The organism is Bacillus cereus group sp. Bce019 (assembly GCF_051781745.1).
In the GTDB taxonomy this organism is placed as follows: Bacteria; Bacillota; Bacilli; order Bacillales; family Bacillaceae_G; genus Bacillus_A; species Bacillus_A cereus.
Window position 1 is genome coordinate 167,934 of record NZ_JBPWJX010000005.1, and the last position, 24,308, is coordinate 192,241.

The window sequence follows — 24,308 nt, forward strand, 5'->3', positions numbered from 1 at the left end:
ACGGCTTATAAAAATATTAAAGGGGATGGGAGAAATTTTCACGTTCAAACAAAGGGGTATATGTTTGTATGTGAATTCGTTCACGCTTATTATATTACAAGATTCGACGTCAGATGACAACCCCTTTTGTCGAATTTCACACTTTTGTCACATTCTAAACGTTTTCATTTTTGAATAAGCTATAAAAAAGGTCATTTAGGGGGTTTATTTATGAAAAAATCTTATATTGCCCTTCTCTTTCTAGCTGTCATCGTTTCTTTTTTCTTGTACATCCTCTCTCTACTACAAGCTTTTCCTAAAATTATTGCCTTACCTCTTTTATTCGGAATCATCGTTATCACTCTCTCTTATTTCAATTATAAAAAACGATTCAAAGGGTTTTAATTTCAAAAATCAGCCGTAAAACTATCCTTTCAGTTAAAAAAACAAAGAAATCCACCTTTCTCTCCGACAAATATCGACATTGAATCTATTCAACAAAAAGACGAGGATACAATCCCTCGTCTTTTTTCATTACTTTTCTTCAAATAATAATGCTTCTAATTCATTTAATTTCTCTTCAAATACTTGTAGCGCCTCTTTTACTGGTTCAGAAGATGCCATATCTACTCCTGCTTTTTTCAGCACTTCAATTGGATAATCAGAGCTTCCTGCTTTTAGGAACTCATTAATATAACGTTCTACTGCTGGTTGTCCTTCTTCTAAAATCTGTTTAGATAGAGCTGTCGCTGCACTAAATCCTGTTGCGTATTGATATACGTAATAGTTGTAGTAGAAGTGTGGGATACGAGACCATTCTAATCCAATCTCTTCGTCGATTACTAAAGCGTCACCGAAATATTTCTTATTTAAATCATAGTAAATTTCCGTTAACATGTCTGGCGTAACAGCATGTCCTTCTTGTACTTTCTTATGAATAATATGTTCAAACTCTGCAAACATCGTTTGACGGAATACAGTACCACGGAACCCTTCTAAATAATGATTTAATAAATATAGACGCTCTTTCTTATCTTCTGTCGTTTTTAATAAATAATCATTTAGAAGCGCTTCATTACAAGTAGATGCCACTTCTGCTACGAAGATGGAATAATCACCATATACGTGCGGTTGTGTTTTTCTTGTATAGTAACTATGCACCGAATGACCAAACTCATGAGCAAGTGTAAATAAATTATTTACATTATCATGCCAGTTCATTAAAATATACGGATTTGTTCCATATGCACCAGATGAATATGCCCCGCTTCGTTTTCCTTTATTCTCATACACATCTACCCAGCGATTTTCATATGCCTCTTTCAAAATATCAACATATTCATCACCAAGTACGTTTAAAGATTTTAATAAAAGGTCTTGCGCTTCTTCGTATTTCACATTCATTTTCACTTCTGGTACAAGTGGTGTATATAAATCATACATATGAAGCTCATCAAGTCCTAGTGCACGCTTACGAATATCGATGTAACGGTGTAATAAATGTAAGTTGTCATTTACTGTTTCAACGAGTTGATCGTATACTGCTTCCGGAATATTATTATTGCTCAGTGCAGCTTGGCGAGCAGAATCATATTTACGAACACGCGCATTGAAATTATTACGTTTTACTGCTCCGCTTAACGTACTTGCGAATGTGTTTTTAAATTTCCCGTACGTTTCATATACAGCTTTAAATGCATCTTTGCGAACACGAGGATCATCACTTTCTAAAAACTGAATGTAACGGCCATGTGTAATTTCTATTTCTTCTCCGTCTTCCCCTTTAATAGATGGGAATTTTAAATCCGCGTTATTCAACATACCGAATGTATTGCTTGATGAACTCATTACTTCAGATGCTTCCGCTAATAAAGCTTCCTCAGCTTCTGATAATACGTGCGGGCGTTGACGTGTAATTTCTTCTAATGCATGTTCATATACACTTAAATCTCTATTTTCCTTCAAGAATGTTTGCAATGTATCTTCTGAAATCGATAAAATTTCAGGCACAATATACGCTGTGCTACTAGATACTTGTGAATATAAATTTGTTGCACGATCATTTAATGCTTGATATACAGAGTTTGTTGTATCTTGATCGTAACGCATATGAGCATATGTATATAACTTACCTAATCGCATTGATATTTCATCTTCATATTGCAATGCCTCAAGTAAATTGTCCGCAGAGTCACCAAGTTTCCCTTTAAATTCAGTTAACTTCGGTAATAGCTCTTTAATAGCTTGGAATTCTTTTTCCCATTCTGCATCCGTTTGGAAAATATCTTCTAATCGCCACGTACTTGCTTCTTCAATCTCGTTGCGATCTGGTAATGCTTTCGCTTTGTTTTGTTCAGACATTCTTTAAGCCCTCCTTTAAATATCTCTACTTAAGTACAATTCGTTTTTTCTTATGTAATTCCTTCACAATCATTCTTTATTATATCCGCTTTTCCTCCTCTCATGTTAAAATTTGCCTCAAATAAAGATAGCGCATGTATTAAGCAAATCTCATCATGTTTCATAATTTCCTCCTCTGTTTTTAACATCACGGCATCCCTTATTTTTCGGTACGTATAAGTTCCCACTTTACGTAAAACACCTATATAGCATAAAAATGTCATATATTCAGTAACTGCCATTTTCCATATGTGCTGCGAAAAGTACGGAAGTATCCGCCTTTTCGTATACCTTTTTACATAACTACACACGTATTGAAGAGAAATACACTCTCCCACTGCAAGCTCCCCTATACACTTCATATATAGAAAAGCTTGCCATATAAATGGGTTTGTTTGAAAAGCAAATGCAGAAGGGAGTGGAACACCAATTTCAGAAGGAAAGCTCGCTGGGGTACATTTAAATTGATATAAGAGGCGTAATAATGACTTATAATTATAATTCCAAATCGGTAAGGCATTTTGGCGAAAGTTTTTCTTTCTCTTCTTCCACTCTTCACCCAATCTTTCTTTCCCGAAAGGAACAGGAGAAAAAAGCATTTCAAAAGTAGTCGCATCAGTTGGTAAATATATAGTATGTGAGAAAAAAACATTTGTAGAAAAGGGAGTGACAAATGCACATTTCATAAATGATTTTTGTTTCGGACAGAAGAAAATAAGAAGTGGCTGAGGATAAGATTGTAAGGAGAAAGCCATAAGTGAGGAAAATTTCATCCAATATGCAGATTGCTTTTTCAATTGATTTCCACCAACGATCCAAATGACCTGTATACCAGCTTGCCAATACGAATATGTTCTTTTGTACAGCTGCTCTATAGCGAGGTTTGCACATTGGTATTCAATTGCAATTTTTCTACCCGCCCTCTCTACAAAAACATCTGGTCGTTGCTTAATTTCTGGGAGGTAGTACTCTATATCCACCTGAAAGTTTTGACGTTTGAACCATCTATATAACAATTCTTTGCCATGCATATGATACTTTGATTCCGCTTCATAAAAGGCAAGACATGAATCCACTTTTTTATGAGCAAAATGCCAACTTTTTTGTTTCCCTAATTTCATTTGCACTTCCTTTCCGCAAGCTACACAAAAGAATCGTTCTTGTTGACGCATACGGCGCAAAAGCTCTTCATTACAATTATAGAGTAAATGAATTTTTTCACCGTTTTCTCTTTTAGCGATAAATATCGTAATCACACCCTTTCAGCTCCTTATATTCTACAATTTGTTACAAATTCCTTTTAAAAAAGAGATGTCCCAATTTCGGACATCTCTTTTTATAATAAAGGTGATAATAATCGGTACGTTGATTCAACAATTCGTCTATGAAGACGTCTTTTATGAAAATGATCACCATGAATTTCACTTGATTCTTCTAAATCATCTTTAAAGTCTTGAACAAGTTTTCGAATGCTATCTGTATCATATAAAAAGGCATTTACTTCAAAATTCAAATGAAAACTTCTCATATCCATATTAGCTGTCCCAATTGAAGCTAAATCAGAATCAACGATGACAATTTTACTATGAAGAAAACCTTTTTCGTATTCATATATCTTTACTCCTGCATCTAAAAGCTCTGGGAAGTACGATCTCGATGCGTAAAAGACAGTACGCTTATCCGGTTTACTCGGCATTAATAAACGAACATCAATACCAGCAAGTGCAGCAACCTTTAATGCGGATAAAATATCATCATCCGGAATAAAATACGGCGTTGCAATCCAAATAGATTTCCGAGCAGAAGCGATCATTGCGAAATATAAATGCTTAATCGTTTCCCACTTATTATCGGGGCCACCTGCAACTAGCTGCACTCCTCCCCAATGATCACCCTCAACTGCTTTTGCTTGTAAATATTCAGGGGCTAGCACAGCCTCTCCAGTCATATAAAACCAGTCTTGAAGGAAAATAAGTTGTAAACTTTGAACCGCTTCACCACGTAAATACAAATGCGTATCTCGCCAAAAGCCAAAATATTTATTTTTCCCTAAATACTCATCACCGATATTTAATCCGCCTACAAACCCTTCGTTCCCATCAATCACAACAATTTTCCTATGATTTCGATAATTAATCTTATCGTTTAAAATCGGAAAGCGCACAGGAAAGAATGGAATCATTTCTACACCTGCATCGTTTAATTCTTCAATATACGATTTCGATAACTTAAAACTTCCAACCGCATCATATAAAAAGCGAACAACAACGCCTTCTTTCGATTTTTGTATTAAAATATCTTTAATTTCTGTTCCTAATTTATCATCACGCACAATGTAATATTCCATATGAATGTGATGTTTCGCTCGTTTTAACCCATTTAAAATAGCCCGAAACGTTTCATCTCCATTTGTTAATGTCCTCGTTTCAGTTTGAAATGAAATATTTAAAGCTCCTAATCGATCCGCTAAACGAAATAACAGTTCTTGATGCTTATGATTGCGTAAAATTCGTTCTTCGTAATCTTCATGCCCTTTATATTGTAAAAACGCCTGTTCATCAAGTAACGCCTTCTTTTGGAACATTCTTTTTCTCCGAAAATTTTGTCCAAATAATAAATAAGCAAAGAAACCAAATACCGGAAAAATTCCTAAAACAATTAACCATGTAAGTGTTTTAGATGGATGGCGATTTTCTAAGAAAATAACGCAACCAATTAAAAATGCAGATACTGTAAATAAAATACTAATAATACCTAAAATCGAAACATCTTTTATCCCAATCACATCTGAATAAAATGCTACATCAATAAACATACGTAACGAAACAAATAATGCGAACAATAGCATTATAAAGAAAATCAGCTTTAACGTATTTTTCATCTCTTACCTCCTAACTAAGAAAGCTTTCCTATTCTTCATATAAAAAGCCGATTTCATACTACAGAAATCGGCCTACGTTTTAGCAGGAAAATTATTGCGAATCGTTTCAAGCGCATGCTCTTTCACAATTTGTTTTCCATACTCACTTACACGATGAATTGTTAAAGTTGATTCTTCTCCATATTCTAAAATAATACTTAAAATACGATCGATTTCTTCTTCATCATGTAGCACTTCATCGAATTCCACATATACATAATAGCGGTCCTCAAATGAATACAGCTCATCTTTTATATCTTCAAAGATAAGACGATGACTTAATGAAATGACATCTTCAAAATCATTAAATTTAATTAAAAAGCCAAACGTACCATCTTCATTAAAGTTTGTTCCTGTTTGTTCTTCTACCTCTTCGACTAATTCTTGTTGGAATAATGATTCGATGCCTTCATCTAGAGGAATATCTATAATTTTGTCTACCCCTATCGGTAGTTCCAGCTTTTGTCCGTCCTTTGAAAGCTCTGCTTTCGTGACAAGTACTTCAATCCCTTTATCGACTGCTTGCACTTGAATCCATAACGGTCCATCAATAAAGAAATCGTCATGATCACGAGCTTCGTCCATCATCTCCCAAAAGAGCTCTTCACTTCGTTCGCGATCATACCAAATTTCTTCACGATTAAATCCTCTATCCTCTATATCAATGTACGTAATAAAAAATTTCATCGTATGATCATTAATTCTTTCAATATCCAAAATACAACTCTCCCTTCCTGCTTAGAATTGTTATGAAGGGATTCCCCACTCATATGACAAATCAATAGATTCTTGTACTCTCATTTTATGATAAGATTCTCCAGAATGGAAATAAAATCGATTTATTTTACAAAAATAGTTATATGCCTATCTTTACTCGATAAACTACATAAATATATTATTATAGCGATTTCTTACTTACAAAAAATTTGGACATACATTTCCACATTCCCCCGTACACTGTAATAAAGTGAAACTTCTATTAGAAGAGATTATTTAACAACAACTTTCTTCATCACATACATATAGTTCGCTTATTAAAACATCATAAATGGAGGCAGACGAATGGACTTAGAGTTTTTAACATCCGTACTAATGATTGTCGGTATCGATGTTGTATTAGGTGGTGACAATGCAATCGTCATCGCACTAGCTAGCCGAAATTTACCTGAATCGAAACGAAATAAGGCTATTTTGATCGGTACTCTTTTAGCGATTGTACTAAGAATCATCCTTACTATACTAGCTGTCTATTTACTCGACATTCCATTTCTACAATTGATTGGCGGGGTTTTACTTACATTAATTGCAGTCAATTTATTAACCGATAATAGCAACGATCTTTCTTCTATTCAAGGAAAAACAACTTTATTTCAAGCTGTGCGGACAATTGTTTTCGCGGATCTCGTTATGGGGTTTGATAATGTTATTGCCATTGCAGGTGCAGCTCACGGGAGATTTTTACTCGTTATAATCGGCTTACTCATTTCTATCCCGATTATTATTTGGGGCAGCAAACTTATTTTAATACTTATGGAACGATTTCCATTCCTCATTTATTGCGGTGCAGCGATTCTTGCCTATACTGCAGGAAAAATGGTTACACATGAAGACAGACTCGCAACCTTTTTTCATAACAATCCAAGTTTCACTACAAGCATTCCTTATTTGTTCATTTTCACTATTTTATGCATCGGCTTTATCGTACAACAAGTTCGATTACGCAATGTGAAACATTAAAAAAAACCTTCTACTATATAACAGGTAGAAGGTTTTCATATTATTATAATTAATTTACAAGACGTTGTGCTTCACGTAATTGGAACGTTCTTACTGTACGTGGTAAGAAACGACGAATTTCGTCTTCGTTGTAACCAACTTGAAGGCGTTTCTCGTCAATCATAATTGGACGACGTAAAATCCCTGGATAGTCACGAATCATCTTATATAAATCTTGAAGTGGTAAAGACTCTAAGTTTACATTCAATTCTTGAAAAACTTTCGAACGAGTAGAAATAATCTCATCCGTTCCGCTTTCTGTCATACGTAAAATCTCTTTAATTTCCTCAATCGTTAATGGATCTGAGAAGATATTACGTTCTGTATAGGGAATATGATTTTCCTCTAGCCATAATTTCGCCTTTCTACAAGACGTACAGCTTGGAGAACTATATAATGTTACCATACAAAGCTCACTCTCCTTAAAGAGTACAAATTCTGTACTAAATACAGTTTTAATTTCTAACTTCAGCAATTTTTCGCGATAACTTGTCTTATTGAAAAGTACAAAAATCGCATTTCATGTAAGCAACAACTTATAATAAACAACAATTACTTTTAATAAGTAACTTCTATAATCATTATACAATAGATTTTGCAAGAAATATACAGTAAATTTCCTGCTAGTTGAGAAAACTCTTCCGTGTATTTCACTGCTATGTAACATGATTACGCTCACTTCAGCTGTACTTTAACAATAACTTTCAATCCTTTTACTACTCACTTCTCATGGATTTTTCATATAATATATAGTTATTTATCTATAATCTTCCCTATGAAAAAGAGAACGTTTTCTTACTTTTTCTTGATAAATCAATTAAGAAATGTAAGACTATACAAATGAGAATAAAAAGGAACATTTGTTCTTATTTTAACAAATATCCTCCCTCCTGTCTACACGATTTCTAAAGTAAATTAAATATTTTTCTGACATTTCTTTCTTTTTCATTTTTTATCTCATACAATAAACATACAGACAGGCAAAGGGGGAGTTTTCAAATGATTGCTTTTTTTATTGATTTTATTACGGTTGCTGCCCTCATCATCGGAATAACAGCATTGATTGGTGTCATTACAAATAGCATCGGCGAAAAGCTCTTTGGTGGAAAAGAAAAAATGAAGTTTGTTAACAAAAGTTTGGATGTACAATCTGGCTGGAACCAAGTTGGCGGAAAAGGCATTTATAAGAAACGAACGTATTAAAAAAAAGCAGGCAATCACCTGCTTTTTTTCTTATTTCTCTACTGACGCCCATTTAAAGCTTAAATCGCCGCCATATTTATGGTTATACATATTTTTAATTGAATCTCTTTGTAAATATGCTCTACCACGTTGATATACTGGAACGATCGCAGCATCATCAAGTAACATTTTTTCTGCTTCTAATAAGTTCTTCCAACGAGCATTTACATCGCTTCCATCTTTTTTCGCCTTCATAATGATTTCATCGTATTTTGGATTAGAGTACTTCATCTTATTTTGTGACCCATCTGTTACAAACATATCAAGATATGTAATTGGATCTGGGAAGTCCGCACTCCATCCAGAGAATGACATGACATAATCGCCCGCATCTTCTAATTTTAGTTTTTGTGCGAATGGTTGTTGTTTAATTTTTACTGTTAAACCTGGTAAATTCTTTTCTAATTCACCTTTTAAATATTCACCAGTTTTCTTTGATAACTCTACATCTTCATTTAATAATTCTAATTCGATTTCATTTTTACCAAGTTCTTTTTTACCAGCTTCCCAATATTTCTTCGCTTCTTTCACGTTTGGTTTTACAATATCCCCGTTTACAGCACGGAAATCTTTTTTATCTGGTCCTTTAATAAAGTTATCAGGAATTAATCCTGTTGCTGGCTTAGAACCGTTATTTAATAATGTATCCACGAATGGCTTACGGTCAAAAGCAAGTGAAATTGCTTTACGAATATTTTTATTTGCTAAAGCTGGATCTTTTTGATTTAAACGAAGGAAGAATACAGATGTATCTTCTACTGTTTGGAAATCTGGTTTTCCTTTATATTTATCAATAAACTCCGCTAATAACGACGCTCGATCAATTGCATTTGTTTCATATAAGTTAATTGGCGTAGATGTATCTTTTACAATATTAAAGTTTACTTCTTCAATCTTCACTTCTTTATTGTCCCAATATGACGCGCTCTTTGTCATTTTAAAGCTACGTTCATGTTGCCAATCACTTAATGTAAATGGTCCGTTATAAAGCGTTGTATCCGCTTCCAAACCAAACTTCGTACCTTGCTCTTTCACAAACTTTTCATTCACAGGATAGAAGATTGGATATACCATTAAATCTACAAGGTATGGAATTGAATTATCTAATTCCACTACTAATGTATAATCATCAATCGCCTTTACCCCTAATTGATCCGGACTCATCTCTTTTTTATTAATTTTCTCTGCATTTTTTATATCATACATAATGTACGCTGATTTCGCAGCTGTATCTGGGTTAATCGCTCTTTGCCATGCGTATACGAAATCTTTTGCCGTCACAGGATCACCATTTGACCATTTTGCGTCTTCACGTAATTTAAATGTATATTTTTTACCATCTTCTGATTTTTGGAATTCCTTCGCTACACCAGGAACTAGCTTATCATCTTTTCCTAAACTGTATAAGCCTTCCATCGTATTACCCATTACTCTTGAAGAAACTGCATCAGCTGATAACGCTGGATCCATCGTTGGAATTTCTTGCGTTTCAATTAAGTTAATAACTTGCTTCGCACCGCTTTTCCCGCTATCCCCTTTTGCGTTCGCTTGCGGTTCATCTTTTTGGTAGCTACATGCCCCTAACATCATGCTCATCGCTACTGTTGATACTACAAAAACTGGCATCTTTTTTTTCATACTTCCACCCTCCATAAAAATGTTAGCCCTTTCATTTTCAAACAGAAAGAAATATATATATGTTCTAATAATTCATATTATACACACAAATATATTTTTTGTATATTTATATTTCTATTTCATTAAAATTTCCTGTTAAAAAATAAATCTTTGTAAACGTTTCATATTGCTGATTATTCTTACTAAAGTGTTAAAAACAATATTTTTTATACTTTTCTAAATTATCAGAGAAAAATGAATTTTATATCTCATAATACTTTATGTATAATTATCCTTTTGTTTTTATCATAAAATAGCACTCTCTTCATAATAAAAATATGTAGGCTAAAATGAGTGCAAAGGTTAAGAAAGTATGTTACGATACATTTTGCTAAAAATAGATATCGGTAAAGAGGGGACGGACATGGCAGCAATTCAGGCAAAAAACGGGCCTACTGAGAAATTAAGTTTATTCTTATTAACATGGCCTATTTTTCTAGAAGTTTTTCTTTTTATGTTAATGGGGATCGCTGATACTTTCATGTTAAGTGCATTATCAGACGATGCTGTATCTGGGGTTGGTGCAGCGAATCAATACCTCCATATCGCTATTTTGGTACTAGAAGTCATCGGGAACGGCGCAGCTATCGTCGTATCTCAATACCTCGGTTCCAAACGCTTTATGGAAGCATCTAAAATATCAGCATTAGCCGTCACATTAAATTTAATAGTTGGGCTCGTTATAAGCGCTGGTTTTCTTTTATTTTCGAAACATATGATGCTCGCAATGAACTTACAAGGCGATGTACTAACGTATGCGCAAAACTACTTATCTATCGTCGGAGGAGCCATCTTCCTACAAGCTATTATTAACTCATTAGCCGCAATTATCCGTGTACACGGTTTCACAAAGCAAGCGATGTTTATTTCACTCGGAATGAATATGATTCATATCGCTGGAAACTATGTACTCATTTTCGGGAAATTTGGTTTCCCTGAGCTCGGTGTACAAGGGGCTGCCATTTCTTCTGCTGTCAGCCGACTTATAGCGCTTATTGTTTTCTTCTGGTTACTATACCGCGTTATGGAATATCGTGTAAAATTACAATATTATTTCACCTTATCAAAAGAATATATCGGGAAAATTTTAAAAATCGGGATTCCATCTGCTTTTGAGCAAGTTATGTATCAAGCTTGTCAAATTGTCTTCTTATACTATGCAACATATTTAGGAACGGAATCGTTAGCGGCTAGACAATACGCTACGAACATTTCTATGTTCACTTATTTATTCGCTATTGCAATTGGTATGGGAACAGCCATTATTATTGGCCGCCTCGTTGGTGGTGGCGAAAAAGATGAAGCATACGAACGCTTGTGGAAAAGTGTAAAATGGGCGATTGGTGTAACTTTATGTATGGTCACTCTCGTTATTACATTCCGTACACAATTAATGGGACTGTTTACAGATAATCCGTACATTATCGGGTTAGGCGCAAGTGTTCTTTTACTAAGTGTACTACTTGAAACGGGACGTACGATGAATATCGTCATCATTAATTCGCTTCGTGCAGCTGGTGATGCAAAATATCCTGTTTTAATCGGTGCATTCTCTATGGTGTTAATGAGTTTACCACTAGGTTACTTTTTCGCCTTTCATTTAGATATGGGGCTCGTTGGTATTTGGCTAGCAATCGCCATCGACGAATGGACACGTGCCATTATTATGTTCTTCCGCTGGAAAAGTAGAGCATGGGAGCGTTATGCACTTGTTAAACCTGAAGAACAAGAGGAGAATGTTTCTGTTCAAGTTCAGTAATTTTGCATATGGATATCACTAATGATACATGAGATTTATATCGGCGATTCTTTAAATATATCGACTGACCGACAAATGCATACAATTCTTTTATATAGTAGAAAAAGAGCCATCCTTCCATAACAGAAGAATGGCTCTTTTTCTTATTGATAAATCTCTTTATATTTCTTGTACTCCGCTTCCGAACATAGTACGAAATGTCCTGGGCGAATTTCACGCATTGTTGGTGCCTCACTACCATAATTATGCTGTGATGGATCATATACGATACGTTTACGATTGCGCTCATAATCTGGATCTGGAAGTGGAATCGCTGATAATAGTGATTTCGTATATGGATGAATTGGATTCGCATATAATTCATCACTTGTTGTTAACTCAACGATTTGGCCACGGTACATTACACCAATACGATCACTAATGTATTTTACCATTGATAAATCATGGGCGATGAATAAGTATGTTAAACCTTTTTCTTTTTGTAACTTTTTCAGTAAGTTTACAACTTGCGCCTGAATCGATACGTCAAGTGCTGAGATCGGCTCATCGGCAATGATAAATTCTGGGTCTACAGCAAGCGCTCGAGCGATACCGATACGCTGACGTTGTCCACCTGAGAATTCGTGTGGGAAACGGTTTGCGTGCTCTTTATTTAAACCAACTGTGTTTAATAGTTCATGAACACGGTCCATGCGCTCTTTTTTACTTTTCGCTAATCCGTGAATATCAATACCTTCTGCGATAATATCCCCTACTGTCATACGAGGATTTAATGATGCGTATGGATCTTGGAAAATCATTTGCATTTTACGGTTGAATTTCTTCAGTTCTGCGCGTGATTTCTTACCATGTACATTTTCACCATCGAACAATACTTCACCAGCAGTTGCATCATATAAACGAATAATCGTTCTTCCAGTTGTCGATTTACCACAACCCGATTCTCCTACAAGACCAAATGTTTCTCCGCGGTAAATATCAAATGAAATATCATTAACCGCTTTGACAACACCACCACTCACGTCGAAGTGTTGCTTTACATTTTTTACTTCAATTAATTTCTCACGTTGTTTAGTCATGTTGTTCACCTGCTTTCATTTGAAGAATGCGTCTTTCAACGACTGCCGGCGGTTTTACTTCTGGAGCTTGCTCGTGAAGTAACCAAGTTGCCGCATAGTGCGTATCACTTACTTTAAATAAAGGTGGGTCCATTTCAAAGTCAATTTTCAGTGCCTGTGGGTTACGTGGTGCAAAAGCATCTCCCTTCGGCGGCTTCAATAAATCTGGAGGCGTTCCAGGGATTGCATATAACTCATCTTCTGAACCATCTAAACTTGGCATAGATGCGATTAAACCCCAAGTATATGGATGTTTCGGATTGTAGAAAATTTCATCTACAGTTCCAATTTCAACAACTTTACCAGCGTACATAACTGCCACTCGGTCCGCAACGTTTGCTACTACACCTAAGTCATGCGTAATGAAAATGATTGCTGCTTCTGTTTTTTGCTGAATGTCTTTCATAAGTTCTAAAATTTGCGCCTGAATCGTAACGTCTAGCGCTGTTGTCGGCTCATCGGCAATTAATAATTTTGGGTTACAAGCTAACGCCATCGCAATAACTACACGCTGTCTCATACCACCTGAGAATTGGTGAGGATATTGTTTTAAACGAGCTTCTGGATTTGGAATACCTACAAGGTCAATTAATTCTAAAGCAACTTTACGTGCATCTGCTTTACTCATCCCTTGGTGTTTAATTAGACCTTCCATAATTTGATTTCCAATTGTCATCGTTGGATTTAATGATGTCATTGGATCTTGGAAAATCATCGCAATATCTTTACCGCGTACTTGCTGCATTTCTTTTTCTGTTAATTTCGTTAAGTCACGACCTTCAAATACGATTTCACCATTTTTAATGCGTCCAGGAGGATTCGGAATTAATCCCATTAACGCTTTAGAAGTAACTGATTTCCCTGAACCAGATTCTCCTACAATCGCCAATGTTTCTCCTTTTTTCAAATCAAAAGTAACGCCGCGTACAGCTTGTACTTCACCTGCATGTGTATCAAAGGAGACTTGTAAATCTTTTACCTCTAACAATGTTTTCATCTTTGCCTCTCCCCTCTTTTACTTACGCATTTTTGGATCTAACGCGTCGCGTAATCCGTCTGCCATTAAGTTAAACGCTAAAATTAATATACTGATGACAACCGCAGGGATGAACATCATATGCGGATACGTTTGAATAGATTTATAACCATCATTTACAAGAGAACCTAGTGACGCAAATGGTGGCTGAATTCCTAAACCGATGAAACTTAAGAACGCTTCACCAAACACCGCTGATGGAATTGTAAACATTGTCATTACGATAATAGGTCCCATTACGTTTGGAATTAAATGTTTCACAATTAATTGTGTATTTGTTGCACCTAATGTACGAGATGCTAATACATATTCTTGGTTTTTTAACTTTAAGATTTGTCCACGAACAATTCGCGACATCCCTATCCAACCTGTAATCGCCATCGCGAGTGTAATTGACCAAATACCAGATCCCATAATGATTACCATTAAAATAACGATGATTAAGTATGGAATACCGTTAATAATCTCCATAATACGTTGCATAATATTATCTACTCTACCGCCGTAGAATGCTGAAATACCTCCGTATGCAACCCCAATTACTAAGTCAATTGCTGCCGCTAAAAGAGCGATATATAATGATACGCGTGTACCTTCCCATGTTCTTGTCCATAAGTCACGGCCAAGATCATCTGTACCAAACCAGAAGTACTCTTTAATATCACGTTTTTCATATTGGTCAACACCATATTGATCTGTACCGTCAAATGGTAACCAATGAACATTTTCAATAACTGGAATTTTTGGTGGTAATTTCGCACGACCTAAATCTTGCTCTTTATACGAATGTTTACTTACCATCGGTCCAAAAATCGCTAATAGCGCAATGATAACTAATAATACAAGTCCAAGCATCGCACCTTTATGTTGGAATAAACGTCTTCTTACATCTTGCCAAAACGTTAAGCTTGGACGGGCAATGACTTCATTATCAACATTATTTTGATTGGCTTGTTGAAATAAATCTGGAGATAATTTTTGTACATCTTTCATCATTTTTTCCCTCCCGCTAAACGAATACGAGGATCAATAATTCCGTATAAAATATCGACAATGAAAATAACTAAAATGAAAATCGCACTATAGAAAATCGTAGTTCCCATAATAACTGTATAGTCATTTAAAGTAATCGATTTAACGAATTGTTCCCCAAGTCCTGGTACAGCATAAATTTGCTCGATAACAAGTGTTCCTGTAATTAATGCCGCAACCATTGGTCCTAAAATTGTTACAACTGGAATTAACGCGTTACGAAGTGCATGTTTGACAATAATAACGCCTTGGCTAATTCCTTTCGCTTTCGCTGTTAAAATGTAATCAGCTTGCATAACTTCAATTAACTCTGCACGAGAGAAACGTGCGATTGTTGCGATAACTCCCATCGATAATGCAATTGTAGGCATTACAGTAAACTCTGGTCCTTTCCAGAATGCTACTGGGAACCAGCCAAGTTTTACCCCTACGAAATATTGCAGTAATGCGGCGAATACGAATGATGGTACCGACATTCCGAGTACCGAAATAACTGTTGCACTATAATCTACCCACGTATTATTACGAAGTGCGGCAACAATACCTAAAATTAAACCGATAAATGTTCCTAATATAATCGCTTGTAAACCTAATTGGGCTGATGGTCCAATACGATCCACAATCATGTCTGTTACTGGGCGGTTATCATACTGGAATGATACCCCTAAATCACCTTTTGCTAGGTTACCTAAGTAACGTGCGTATTGAACTGGTACCGGATCATTCAATCCGTATTTTTCAAGAATGATTTCTTTTTGTGCCGGTGATAGCTTCTCCTGGTTTTTAAGCGGAGAACCCGGAAGTAATTTCATCAAAAAGAAAGTCAGTGTAGTAATTAAAAATAATGTCAAAGCCATGTACACGAAACGTTTTAATACATAACGTCCCATATCAAGCACCTCCCCGTTTTTCTCAAAAGCAATAAGATAGTTTAAAATATTCTTACTTTTATTTTTTTAAAATAAGAGCATATGCCCATCATAGGCATATACCCTTGTAAACGATGGAAAAAAAAGATTATTTTTGTTCAACAGATGCCCATTTGTAAGTTAATTTACCACCATAGTTAATTGGGATAATATCTTTTACGGCACCTTTTACTACATACGCTGAACCTTTTTGGAAGATTGGAGTGATAACTGCATCCTCTTTAATTAACATCTTCTCTACTTCTAGAAGGTTGTCCCAGCGAGCTTGTAAATCTTTTGTATCTGTTTTAGCTTTTAGGATTAACTCATCATATTTCTGATTAGAATACCCTGTTTTATTTTGAGAACCATTCGTAACAAACATATCTAAATATGAGATTGGATCTGGGAAATCTGGTCCCCAAATACTAAACGCAATATCATATTGCTGAGAATCTTCTAATTTATTTTTTTGTGCAAATGGTTGCTGTTTAATTTTAATTGATAAACCTGGTAAGTTCTTTTCCATCTCACCTTTTAAGAATTCCCCAACTTTTTTAGCATCTTCATTATCAAAGTTTAAGAATTCTAGTTCGATTTTATCAGTTCCAAGCTCTTTCTTCGCTGTTTCCCAAAGCTTTTTCGCTTCTTTTGGATTTGTTTCAACTAGCTTTCCATTTTCAGCTCGGAAATCTTTTTTATTCGGACCTTCAGCGAAATCTTTTCCAACAAATCCGTAAGCTCCAATTGCACCGTTATTTAAAATAACTTTTGCAATGTTATCACGGTCAAAGGACATTGAAATTGCTTTTCTTAAGTTTTTATTACTTAAGTACTGATTACTTTGATTAAATCTTAAGTAAGCAACCCCTGCTTCTTTTCTTGTTTGGAACTCTGGGCTTTTTCTAAACTTATCAACATATTCAGACGTTAAAGCCGCTCGATCAATCGCGTTTGTCTCATATAAATTTACATCAGTTGCTGTATTTTTTACAATATTAAAGTTGATTTCTTCGATTTTAACCGTTTTATTATCCCAATATGAAGGATTCTTCTTGAATTGGAAACTTTGTTCATGTTTCCAATCACTCATAACGAATGGACCGTTATATAATGTTGTATTTGCCTCTAAACCAAATTTATCCCCTTGTGCTTTTACAAAGTTTTCATTTAGTGGGTAAAATACTGGATAAACTGTTAAATCGATAAAGTAAGGAACGGGATTGTCTAATTCTACTTCTAATGTATAATCATCAATCGCTTTTACACCTAATTGGTCAGCAGGTAATTCTTTTTTATGAATTTTCTCTGCATTTTTAATATCGAACATAATGTACGAATACGTTGCTTTTGTATCTGGATTTACTGCTCTTTTCCATGAATACACAAAATCTTTAGCTGTTACAGGTTCCCCATTCGACCATTTCGCATCTTTTCTTAATTTAAATATGTATTTCTTCCCATCATCTAGCTTTTCGACATCTTCTGCAACTCCAGGCATTCTCTTTTGATCTTTGCCAATACGATATAAACCTTCCATCGTATTATTTAATGCTGTAGAAGATGAAGAATCAGATGCCAATGATGCATCCATTGACGGAATTTCAGATAACTCTGTTAAATTAAGAATCTGTTTTCCGTTACTACTACTCGTAGCGTTCTCTTTCCCTTTTGCTTTTGCGTCATCTTTTTGGTAGCTACACGCGCTAAGCAACATACTTGCAGTTAAAGTTGATGCAAGTAATAACGGTATCTTTTTCTTCATGTTGTGTTGCCTCCCCTAATTGCACTTCCTGTACCCTCACTTGTTAAAAAGTAGAATTGAAAGAATAATCTCCAAGTTTCTACAATTTTCATTATACATATAATATAACAATTGTGAATATAGTTTTTTGTTTTTTTGTTAAAATTTTTAATAAAATATTTATATTTTTAATTTTTCGTAAAGGGATACATTAACATCGCTACCATCATCTTAAAATCAGACCTTTAATTGCGTATAATTTTCAAAAAATTAATCCTAGTACTTATTATAGCTTTTATAGTATAATAATTCTAGTAATATTTTGACGGAGGGGAATATTTTGAATAAAGTTTTTTTTCATACTTGTATACTAATTTTTATAGCGATGATTGCTTCTAGTATTGGTGCATTCCTCATTTCATCTCAATTTTTGTTGAACTTTGTCAACATTTTGTTTTATATTGCACTGTTTTTTATTCTTATCGGCGGTTTTTTATACATATTTCAAAATGGTTTTTTCAATGTAACCATTTACGCATTCCAAAGAGTATTTGGTACGAACAAAAAGATTGACTCTTTAATTGAAGAAGTCGAGGAACCTACAGATAAGAAAGAACGTATTTATAAAACATATTCATTCAAATGGACATATCCAATTTGTATTACAGGTATCTTCCTTGGGTTGTTCTCGACCCTCATTAGCTTTACTATTTTGATGTAGTTTGCAAACACTATCCCATATGATATAATAATCAGCAAAACATTTTGTTATAAAACTTTAGTTCTTTCATATTAAAAGAGCTCAAGTAACAATAAATAAATTTATATGTATGCGATGATAAAGAAGAGTACATATTGAGGCAATTTCAGAGAGCTTGTGGTTGGTGTGAACAAGTAATTGTACAGTATGGAATGGGCTTTTGAGCACCAAACCGAACCGAAAGTAGTAGGCTTTGGCGTTATATCCAAACGTTATTATGGATTAGAGAGATTTCACAGTAGTGAAATAATTAGGGTGGTACCACGGTCCATTCGTCCCTATAGTTTTTGGGATGAATGGGCTTTTTTGTTTGCCTTCTCTTCCCCACATCACGCATTCTATTTTAGGAGGAATTACTTATGTCAGTTATCTTTTCTGGTATTCAACCAAGTGGAACGATTACACTTGGAAACTATTTAGGAGCAATGAAGCAGTTTACAGAGCTTCAAAATGAACACGACTGTTATTTCTGTATTGTAAACCAACATGCGATTACAGTACCTCAAGATCCCGTCGGGCTTCGTAAAAACATCCGCAGTCTTGCTGCACTTTATGTAGCATGCGGCATCGATCCTGAAAAAGCTACTTTATTTGTACAATCAGAAGTACCAGCACACGCTCAACTAGGATGGATCATGCAATCTGTTGCTTACGTTGGAGAATTAGAACGTATGACGCAATATAAAGATAAAGCTTCTGGTAGAGATTCAGTTCCAGCTGGATTACTTACGTATCCACCATTAATGGCTGCTGATATTTTACTTTACAACACTGAAATCGTGCCGGTTGGTGATGACCAAAAGCAACATATCGAATTAACACGTGACTTAGCAGAGCGTTTCAACAAACGTTACCGCGAAATCTTCACAATGCCTGAAATTCGCATTCCAAAAGTAGGAGCTCGCGTTATGTCATTAACAGAGCCTACGAAAAAAATGAGTAAATCTGATCCAAATCCAAAATCAATGATTAGTATGCTTGATGAGCCAAAAACAATTGAAAAGAAAATTAAGAGTGCTGTAACTGACTCTGAAGGTATTGTGAAATTTGATAAGGAAAACAAACCTGGTATCTCTAATTTATTAACAATCTACTCTTCATTCTCTGGAAAAACAGTTGAAGAAATCGAAGCAATGTACGAAGGAAAAGGATACGGCGACTTCAAAGGCGACCTAGCGCAAGTAGTCGTAGAAGCTATTCGTCCAATCCAAGACAAATATAACGAACTAATCAACTCACCAGAACTAGACGAAATCCTAGACAAAGGTGCAGAAAAAGCAAACCGCGTTGCATTCAAACAACTACGCAAAGTAGAAAACGCAATGGGACTAAGCAGAAAACGTAGGTAACATATAAAGCGGAGGCGACTGCTTAGCCCTGACGGCTAAGGTTCTTTCCCACAGAAGGTGCTTTTTACCTTCTTGTGGGGAAGGTTCTTAGACGCGAAGGGTTAGGAGCCGGAGCTAGATTACATATAAAGCGGAGGCAGCTCGTTCAGCTCTGACTGGATAAGGTTCTTTCGCATAGAAGACGCTTTTTGTCTTCTTATGCGGAAGGTTCTTAGACACGAAGAGCTCGCTGCCGGAGCTGGATTTCTACATAAAGCGGAGGCGACTGCTTAGCCTTGACGGCTAAGGTTCTTTCCCACAGAAGGTGCTTTTTACCTTCTCGTGGGGAAGGTTCTTAGACGCGAAGGGCTAGGAGCCGGAGCTGGATTTCTACATAAAGTGGAAGCGGCTCGTTTAGAATGTTCGGTGGAACTAGATTACTACAAAATTAAAAAACCGCCAATTGGCGGTTTTTTAATTTACCTTTTGCTCATTTTCCATTTCCCATAACTTTTCAAAAAATGGCTGTCCTTTTACGAGACGCTCACATAATTGTTCGTGCTTATCAGACCAGCCAGCTTTCGCTTCATCATACAGCTTAGCCCAAATATCTTCAAATTCCATATGTTGAACCATTCCATATGCTGATGGATCCCACTCTGTGAACCAATAGCGAATTTCTGCTGTGTTTTTCGTTGTATGTAATTGATCTAACGCCATAAATAATAATTGTTTTAGCTGTCTTTCTTTACGAGTCAAGCCATTCATAATGAAAGGCGATGGTGATAAAATATGATGTTCTTTTTCTGTTTCTTCTACTTGGAACTCATACTTTTCTGCTTGTACGTTTTCTACCATCTCATATACCATCTGCTCTTGGCGTGGTATAAGTCTACTTTTGCGAATTGGTACATTGTAACCAATTGTGTCAATGGCAATAATGCCTTTCCCATCTGTAACAACAAAGCAATACTCTTGCTGCAAACGTTCATGATTTTTACGAATATAAGCCTTATGATGTACGTCTTCCAGCATTTTTTGCGGAAGCTCTAACAATTCGTTCTCGATGTAATGATATAATGTGGCATCTACTTTTAATAATGGCACTTGATCTAATAGCTCAATCGTATCATCTTTCCGCCATTCGTAAAAATGACAAACGTTATACCCATTCTCTTCACCTTCAAACCAATTTACCCATACATCATGTAGATATAACATTCACTACCCCTCACTTCACTACTGTTTGTACCAATCATTATGTTCATTTTTGCTTAACTTTATTCCACTTGAGGAAATATATTCTAATTATTATTTTTTCTTCTATTAATACTAAAAAAACAGGAAATAGAATTCCTGTTTTTTTATATATGAAATGTATTTGCTTTATTCAATATTTCTTTTGCATCTATAGATAATAAAGAAAGTGTATCTTCTCCTTCCAAAGTTACACAATCTTTGACAATATGAAATCCAAGCGCATAGCCAAGCATCTTCGGATAAGAGTGAAAGCCATTTAATAAGATGTCATGTTCCCTTGTTCCTCGTTTTATACTTATTCTTTCATGTACAACATTTTTCCAATAATAAACAGCCTCTTCTTTTGAAAGATACGCCGTCCACGGTGCATTGTTTTTTTCTGTATACCTTTCTGTTACTGCTTGTTCCGCTAGCCCTTCCATAATCATCGTATCAAGTAATGTATATTCTGTTTCTTTCGTCTCAATTTGATGTAACCTGCATATGTGATGATATTCATGCGCCAATAACACTTTTAATTCTTCTACCGAATTCCGCCCACATACGAATAAGAAAATAACATGACGCATAGATAATCCAGCCCTACCGTTATACTCTTCTTGTACAGTTCGATTATAGGAATCTGATAATAAAATAAAGACAGGGACATCTGGACCTTTTAACCAATTTTTCAGTTTATCATACTCCAGGCTCAATTCTTTCCAAATTTCCTTTTCCTCTAATTCTTTAATTTCCTTTTCTCCGCGCATGATCGGGCGATACATCCCTTTTGAAATTAAAAAGCGATACAACCTTTCTTTTGGCAACGGAATATACTTCGTAAATTTCTCACAAAGTTTTTCTGGCCGTCCATAATATAAATGTAGCCATTCAGCTGTTTCAACAATCCCCATCTTTATCCCTCCTTTTTCTTATGTATATGCTACAGGAGAAAAAGGCGTAAAAATAAATAAGGAGTTTTTTCGCAATAGATTGCGAAAAAACTCCTTATTTCATCGATTATTTATACGATTTAAATACTAACACTGCGTTATGACCACCGAATCCTAATGAGTTACTTAATACTGCATTTACTTCTTGGTGTCTCGCTTGATTTGGTACGTAATCTAAGTCACATTCTGGATCTGGTGTCTCATAGTTAATTGTTGGAGGAATTACTCCGTCTGTAATTGATTTAATAGAGAAAATCGCTTCAACAGCACCAGCTGCTCCTAATAAGTGACCTGTCATTGATTTCGTTGAGCTAATCGCTACTTTATACGCGTGCTCGCCGAAAGTTTCTTTAATTGCCATCGTTTCATATTTTTCATTCGCATCCGTACTTGTACCGTGCGCATTAATGTAATCAATATCTTCTGGCTGTAGGCCTGCATCAGCTAAAGCTTGACGCATTGCACGCACTCCGCCTTCCCCACCAGGAGCAGGCATTGTAATATGGAACGCATCTCCAGTTGCACCATAACCAGCAATTTCCGCGTAAATGTGAGCACCGCGTGCTAATGCGTGCTCTAATTCTTCAAGAATTAGAATACCTGAACCTTCACCCATTACGAAACCGCTACGGTTTTTATCAAATGGACGGCAAGCCGTTGCTGGGTCTTCATTAAATGTTAATGCTTTCGCTGAGCTAAATCCTGCGAATGCCATACTTGTTAGCGGTGCTTCTGCTCCGCCTGTAATCATTGCATCAGCATCACCACGCTGAATTGCTTTAAATGCATCACCAATTGAGTTTGCACCAGATGCACAAGCCGTTACAGAACAAGTGTTAATTCCTTTTGCTCCTGTTGCGATTGATACTTGACCTGCTGCCATATCTGGAATCATCATCGGCACGAAGAATGGGCTCACGCGGCGTGGGCCTTTCTCAGTAAAAATCTTAAATTGTTCTTCGTATGTTTCCATACCGCCAATACCAGATCCAATCCATACACCAATTCGAGGTCCGTTTTCTTCTGTAATTTCAAGCTTTGCATCTGCAACTGCCATTTTCGCTGCTGCTACTGCATATTGTGTAAAGCGATCCATACGGCGCGCTTCTTTTTTATCAATATATTTCTCGACTTCAAAGTCGTTAATTTCCGCTGCTACTTTTGCTGGAAATAGTTCTGGATCAATTCTTGTAAGTCGCCCGATTCCAGATACACCCTTTTTAATGTTTTCCCACGCTGTTTCAACATCTGTTCCGACCGGTGTAACAGCTCCTAGTCCTGTAATTACGACCCTCTTTTTTTCCATACAAAATACACTCCTTTTTTTCTCTCAGTCCTTATTTACCCCAACGAAGAGCGACTGCTCCCCATGTTAATCCGCCGCCAAAACCAACAAGTATAATTAAATCACCGTCTTGAATACGTCCGTTTTGCAATTCCTCTACCATTGCAATCGGAATGGAAGAAGCTGATGTATTACCGAACTTCTCAATCGTCATACTCATTTTTTCTTGTGGTAAATTTAACCTCTCTCTTGCAGATTCCATAATACGAATGTTTGCTTGATGCGGTACTAAGAAATCCACATCTTCTTTCGTAAGACCAGCTTTATCTAAAACGCGAAGACAAGAATCACCAAGTTGACGAACGGCAAATTTAAACACTTCTCTGCCATTCATCATAACATACTCGTCTTGATAAAGGTGCTTGCCGCCACTTCCGTCTGCTCCTAATTCAAAAGATAGAACGCCTTTACCTTCTGAAACAGCTCCCATTACGACAGCACCGGCTCCGTCTCCAAATAGTACTGCTGTATTTCGATCGTTCCAGTCTACAATTTTAGATAGTTTATCACTACCAACTACTAATACATTTTTATACGTTCCTGTTTGAATAAATTGCTGCGCTGTAATCATTCCGTACATAAAACCAGCACATGCTGCACTTAAATCCATTGCAGCTGCATGTTTCGCTCCTATTGCTTCTTGAATTACACAAGCAACTGCTGGAAAAGCACGATCTGGTGTTACTGTTGCTACTAAAATAAGATCGATATCCTCTCCGCTAATTCCTGCATCTTCAAGTGCTTTTTTAGAAGCCTCTACGGCCATATATGAAGTATCTATTGTATCATCGGCAATGCGTCTTTCTGCAATTCCCGTTCTCGTACGAATCCATTCATCGGATGTTTCCATTATTTTCTCTAAATCGTGATTTGTGACTACTTTTTCTGGCACATATCTTCCGATCCCTAAAATGCCCACGTTCACATCGCAGCCCTCCGTTTTATATCAATTATTATGACTTGGTACTAATTTTAAAACATAAATGTATTTTTGTCTAGAATATATTTCGCATAAAACAGAAAGCTAACGCATTATTCACGTTATTTTTCATTAAAAGAAACAGAAACATACCTCTCAAATATAAAAAGACT

Annotated in this window: 22 protein-coding genes and 1 other annotated feature; of the genes, 7 read left to right on the forward strand and 15 right to left on the reverse strand. The window is 35.9% G+C overall.

The window, feature by feature from the left end:
• Window positions 1–210 precede the first annotated feature (210 nt).
• Entirely contained in the window at window positions 211–384 is a 174-nt protein-coding gene (locus tag ACS2QP_RS10955) for a hypothetical protein (RefSeq protein ID WP_000750355.1), read from the forward strand.
• A gap of 129 nt (window positions 385–513) precedes the next feature.
• Here ACS2QP_RS10955 and pepF read toward each other — a convergent pair whose 3' ends face one another.
• From pepF to mecA, 4 genes are all read right to left on the reverse strand, one after another.
• The gene (gene pepF / locus ACS2QP_RS10960; RefSeq protein WP_017672793.1) at window positions 514–2,340 is read right to left on the reverse strand and encodes an oligoendopeptidase F; all 1,827 of its coding nucleotides are present in this window, start codon (window positions 2,338–2,340) and stop codon (window positions 514–516) included.
• Window positions 2,341–2,390: 50 nt separating this feature from the next.
• Window positions 2,391–3,635, reverse strand: coding sequence for a competence protein CoiA (locus ACS2QP_RS10965; protein WP_000628315.1), 1,245 nt, complete (start codon window positions 3,633–3,635; stop codon window positions 2,391–2,393).
• A gap of 80 nt (window positions 3,636–3,715) precedes the next feature.
• Complete coding sequence (locus ACS2QP_RS10970) at window positions 3,716–5,260, reverse strand: cardiolipin synthase (protein WP_326263383.1); 1,545 nt, start codon at window positions 5,258–5,260, stop codon at window positions 3,716–3,718.
• A 72-nt stretch (window positions 5,261–5,332) separates the two neighbouring features.
• On the reverse strand, window positions 5,333–6,016 hold the full coding sequence (mecA, locus tag ACS2QP_RS10975; RefSeq protein ID WP_000350713.1) for an adaptor protein MecA: 684 nt from the start codon (window positions 6,014–6,016) through the stop codon (window positions 5,333–5,335).
• 345 nt (window positions 6,017–6,361) lie between these two features.
• Between mecA and ACS2QP_RS10980 the strand changes: the two genes are divergently transcribed.
• The gene (locus ACS2QP_RS10980) at window positions 6,362–7,036 is read left to right on the forward strand and encodes a TerC family protein (RefSeq protein WP_000362607.1); all 675 of its coding nucleotides are present in this window, start codon (window positions 6,362–6,364) and stop codon (window positions 7,034–7,036) included.
• A 49-nt stretch (window positions 7,037–7,085) separates the two neighbouring features.
• Here the strand turns inward: ACS2QP_RS10980 and spx are convergent, their stop codons facing one another.
• Complete coding sequence (gene spx, locus ACS2QP_RS10985; RefSeq protein WP_000258267.1) at window positions 7,086–7,481, reverse strand: transcriptional regulator Spx; 396 nt, start codon at window positions 7,479–7,481, stop codon at window positions 7,086–7,088.
• Between the two features lie 593 nt (window positions 7,482–8,074).
• Here spx and ACS2QP_RS10990 point away from each other — a divergent pair.
• Window positions 8,075–8,278 (forward strand): hypothetical protein, encoded by a 204-nt coding sequence (locus ACS2QP_RS10990; RefSeq protein ID WP_000559971.1) that lies wholly within the window; start codon window positions 8,075–8,077, stop codon window positions 8,276–8,278.
• 30 nt (window positions 8,279–8,308) lie between these two features.
• Here ACS2QP_RS10990 and ACS2QP_RS10995 read toward each other — a convergent pair whose 3' ends face one another.
• On the reverse strand, window positions 8,309–9,955 hold the full coding sequence (locus ACS2QP_RS10995) for a peptide ABC transporter substrate-binding protein (protein WP_438882420.1): 1,647 nt from the start codon (window positions 9,953–9,955) through the stop codon (window positions 8,309–8,311).
• Window positions 9,956–10,307: 352 nt separating this feature from the next.
• On the opposite strand from ACS2QP_RS10995, the gene ACS2QP_RS11000 reads away from it, so the two are divergent.
• Entirely contained in the window at window positions 10,308–11,753 is a 1,446-nt protein-coding gene (locus ACS2QP_RS11000; RefSeq protein ID WP_326263379.1) for an MATE family efflux transporter, read from the forward strand.
• A gap of 143 nt (window positions 11,754–11,896) precedes the next feature.
• Here ACS2QP_RS11000 and ACS2QP_RS11005 read toward each other — a convergent pair whose 3' ends face one another.
• The 5 genes from ACS2QP_RS11005 to ACS2QP_RS11025 form a co-directional block, all read right to left on the reverse strand.
• A complete protein-coding gene (locus tag ACS2QP_RS11005; RefSeq protein ID WP_000166348.1) occupies window positions 11,897–12,832 on the reverse strand; it encodes an ABC transporter ATP-binding protein in 936 nt (311 codons plus the stop codon).
• Window positions 12,825–13,868, reverse strand: coding sequence for an ABC transporter ATP-binding protein (locus ACS2QP_RS11010; RefSeq protein WP_438882421.1), 1,044 nt, complete (start codon window positions 13,866–13,868; stop codon window positions 12,825–12,827). Before ACS2QP_RS11010 ends, ACS2QP_RS11005 begins: the two co-directional genes overlap by 8 nt.
• Window positions 13,869–13,886: 18 nt before the next feature.
• Entirely contained in the window at window positions 13,887–14,903 is a 1,017-nt protein-coding gene (opp3C, locus tag ACS2QP_RS11015) for an oligopeptide ABC transporter permease (RefSeq protein WP_000974106.1), read from the reverse strand.
• Window positions 14,900–15,829: an oligopeptide ABC transporter permease gene (gene opp3b, locus ACS2QP_RS11020; protein ID WP_000534167.1), complete on the reverse strand. Its 930-nt coding sequence runs from the start codon at window positions 15,827–15,829 to the stop codon at window positions 14,900–14,902. The genes opp3C and opp3b overlap by 4 nt, the downstream gene beginning before the upstream one ends.
• A 127-nt stretch (window positions 15,830–15,956) precedes the next feature.
• The gene (locus ACS2QP_RS11025) at window positions 15,957–17,612 is read right to left on the reverse strand and encodes a peptide ABC transporter substrate-binding protein (protein WP_438882422.1); all 1,656 of its coding nucleotides are present in this window, start codon (window positions 17,610–17,612) and stop codon (window positions 15,957–15,959) included.
• Between the two features lie 319 nt (window positions 17,613–17,931).
• Here ACS2QP_RS11025 and ACS2QP_RS11030 point away from each other — a divergent pair, with 319 nt between their 5' ends.
• From ACS2QP_RS11030 to ACS2QP_RS11040, 3 genes are all read left to right on the forward strand, one after another.
• Window positions 17,932–18,312: a DUF3899 domain-containing protein gene (locus ACS2QP_RS11030; RefSeq protein ID WP_001044997.1), complete on the forward strand. Its 381-nt coding sequence runs from the start codon at window positions 17,932–17,934 to the stop codon at window positions 18,310–18,312.
• A 105-nt stretch (window positions 18,313–18,417) separates the two neighbouring features.
• Window positions 18,418–18,634: a binding site (T-box leader), on the forward strand.
• 76 nt (window positions 18,635–18,710) lie between these two features.
• Window positions 18,711–19,700 (forward strand): tryptophan--tRNA ligase, encoded by a 990-nt coding sequence (trpS, locus tag ACS2QP_RS11035; RefSeq protein ID WP_000110982.1) that lies wholly within the window; start codon window positions 18,711–18,713, stop codon window positions 19,698–19,700.
• Window positions 19,701–20,021: 321 nt separating this feature from the next.
• Entirely contained in the window at window positions 20,022–20,189 is a 168-nt protein-coding gene (locus tag ACS2QP_RS11040) for a hypothetical protein (RefSeq protein WP_176133240.1), read from the forward strand.
• Here the strand turns inward: ACS2QP_RS11040 and ACS2QP_RS11045 are convergent.
• The 4 genes from ACS2QP_RS11045 to fabH all read right to left on the reverse strand — a co-directional run bounded on the left by ACS2QP_RS11045 (window position 20,154) and on the right by fabH (window position 24,141).
• Entirely contained in the window at window positions 20,154–20,900 is a 747-nt protein-coding gene (locus tag ACS2QP_RS11045) for a YjbA family protein (protein ID WP_050252206.1), read from the reverse strand. The two genes, ACS2QP_RS11040 and ACS2QP_RS11045, sit on opposite strands and share 36 nt — an antisense overlap.
• A 143-nt stretch (window positions 20,901–21,043) precedes the next feature.
• Entirely contained in the window at window positions 21,044–21,832 is a 789-nt protein-coding gene (locus tag ACS2QP_RS11050; RefSeq protein ID WP_000513277.1) for a DUF2268 domain-containing protein, read from the reverse strand.
• A 106-nt stretch (window positions 21,833–21,938) separates the two neighbouring features.
• On the reverse strand, window positions 21,939–23,177 hold the full coding sequence (fabF, locus tag ACS2QP_RS11055) for a beta-ketoacyl-ACP synthase II (RefSeq protein ID WP_000412656.1): 1,239 nt from the start codon (window positions 23,175–23,177) through the stop codon (window positions 21,939–21,941).
• A 31-nt stretch (window positions 23,178–23,208) separates the two neighbouring features.
• The gene (fabH, locus tag ACS2QP_RS11060; RefSeq protein ID WP_001100547.1) at window positions 23,209–24,141 is read right to left on the reverse strand and encodes a beta-ketoacyl-ACP synthase III; all 933 of its coding nucleotides are present in this window, start codon (window positions 24,139–24,141) and stop codon (window positions 23,209–23,211) included.
• Window positions 24,142–24,308: the final 167 nt, after the last annotated feature.

What these genes read in the sequence shown, in the direction of transcription:
- ACS2QP_RS10955 (WP_000750355.1), top strand. Translation starts at nt 211, where the DNA reads ATGAAAAAATCTTATATTGCCCTTCTCTTTCTAGCTGTCATCGTTTCT.
- pepF (WP_017672793.1), bottom strand. Translation starts at nt 2,340, where the DNA reads ATGTCTGAACAAAACAAAGCGAAAGCATTACCAGATCGCAACGAGATT.
- ACS2QP_RS10970 (WP_326263383.1), bottom strand. Translation starts at nt 5,260, where the DNA reads ATGAAAAATACGTTAAAGCTGATTTTCTTTATAATGCTATTGTTCGCA.
- ACS2QP_RS10980 (WP_000362607.1), top strand. Translation starts at nt 6,362, where the DNA reads ATGGACTTAGAGTTTTTAACATCCGTACTAATGATTGTCGGTATCGAT.
- spx (WP_000258267.1), bottom strand. Translation starts at nt 7,481, where the DNA reads ATGGTAACATTATATAGTTCTCCAAGCTGTACGTCTTGTAGAAAGGCG.
- ACS2QP_RS10990 (WP_000559971.1), top strand. Translation starts at nt 8,075, where the DNA reads ATGATTGCTTTTTTTATTGATTTTATTACGGTTGCTGCCCTCATCATC.
- ACS2QP_RS10995 (WP_438882420.1), bottom strand. Translation starts at nt 9,955, where the DNA reads ATGAAAAAAAAGATGCCAGTTTTTGTAGTATCAACAGTAGCGATGAGC.
- ACS2QP_RS11000 (WP_326263379.1), top strand. Translation starts at nt 10,308, where the DNA reads ATGTTACGATACATTTTGCTAAAAATAGATATCGGTAAAGAGGGGACG.
- ACS2QP_RS11005 (WP_000166348.1), bottom strand. Translation starts at nt 12,832, where the DNA reads ATGACTAAACAACGTGAGAAATTAATTGAAGTAAAAAATGTAAAGCAA.
- ACS2QP_RS11010 (WP_438882421.1), bottom strand. Translation starts at nt 13,868, where the DNA reads ATGAAAACATTGTTAGAGGTAAAAGATTTACAAGTCTCCTTTGATACA.
- opp3C (WP_000974106.1), bottom strand. Translation starts at nt 14,903, where the DNA reads ATGATGAAAGATGTACAAAAATTATCTCCAGATTTATTTCAACAAGCC.
- opp3b (WP_000534167.1), bottom strand. Translation starts at nt 15,829, where the DNA reads ATGGGACGTTATGTATTAAAACGTTTCGTGTACATGGCTTTGACATTA.
- ACS2QP_RS11025 (WP_438882422.1), bottom strand. Translation starts at nt 17,612, where the DNA reads ATGAAGAAAAAGATACCGTTATTACTTGCATCAACTTTAACTGCAAGT.
- trpS (WP_000110982.1), top strand. Translation starts at nt 18,711, where the DNA reads ATGTCAGTTATCTTTTCTGGTATTCAACCAAGTGGAACGATTACACTT.
- ACS2QP_RS11045 (WP_050252206.1), bottom strand. Translation starts at nt 20,900, where the DNA reads ATGTTATATCTACATGATGTATGGGTAAATTGGTTTGAAGGTGAAGAG.
- ACS2QP_RS11050 (WP_000513277.1), bottom strand. Translation starts at nt 21,832, where the DNA reads ATGGGGATTGTTGAAACAGCTGAATGGCTACATTTATATTATGGACGG.
- fabF (WP_000412656.1), bottom strand. Translation starts at nt 23,177, where the DNA reads ATGGAAAAAAAGAGGGTCGTAATTACAGGACTAGGAGCTGTTACACCG.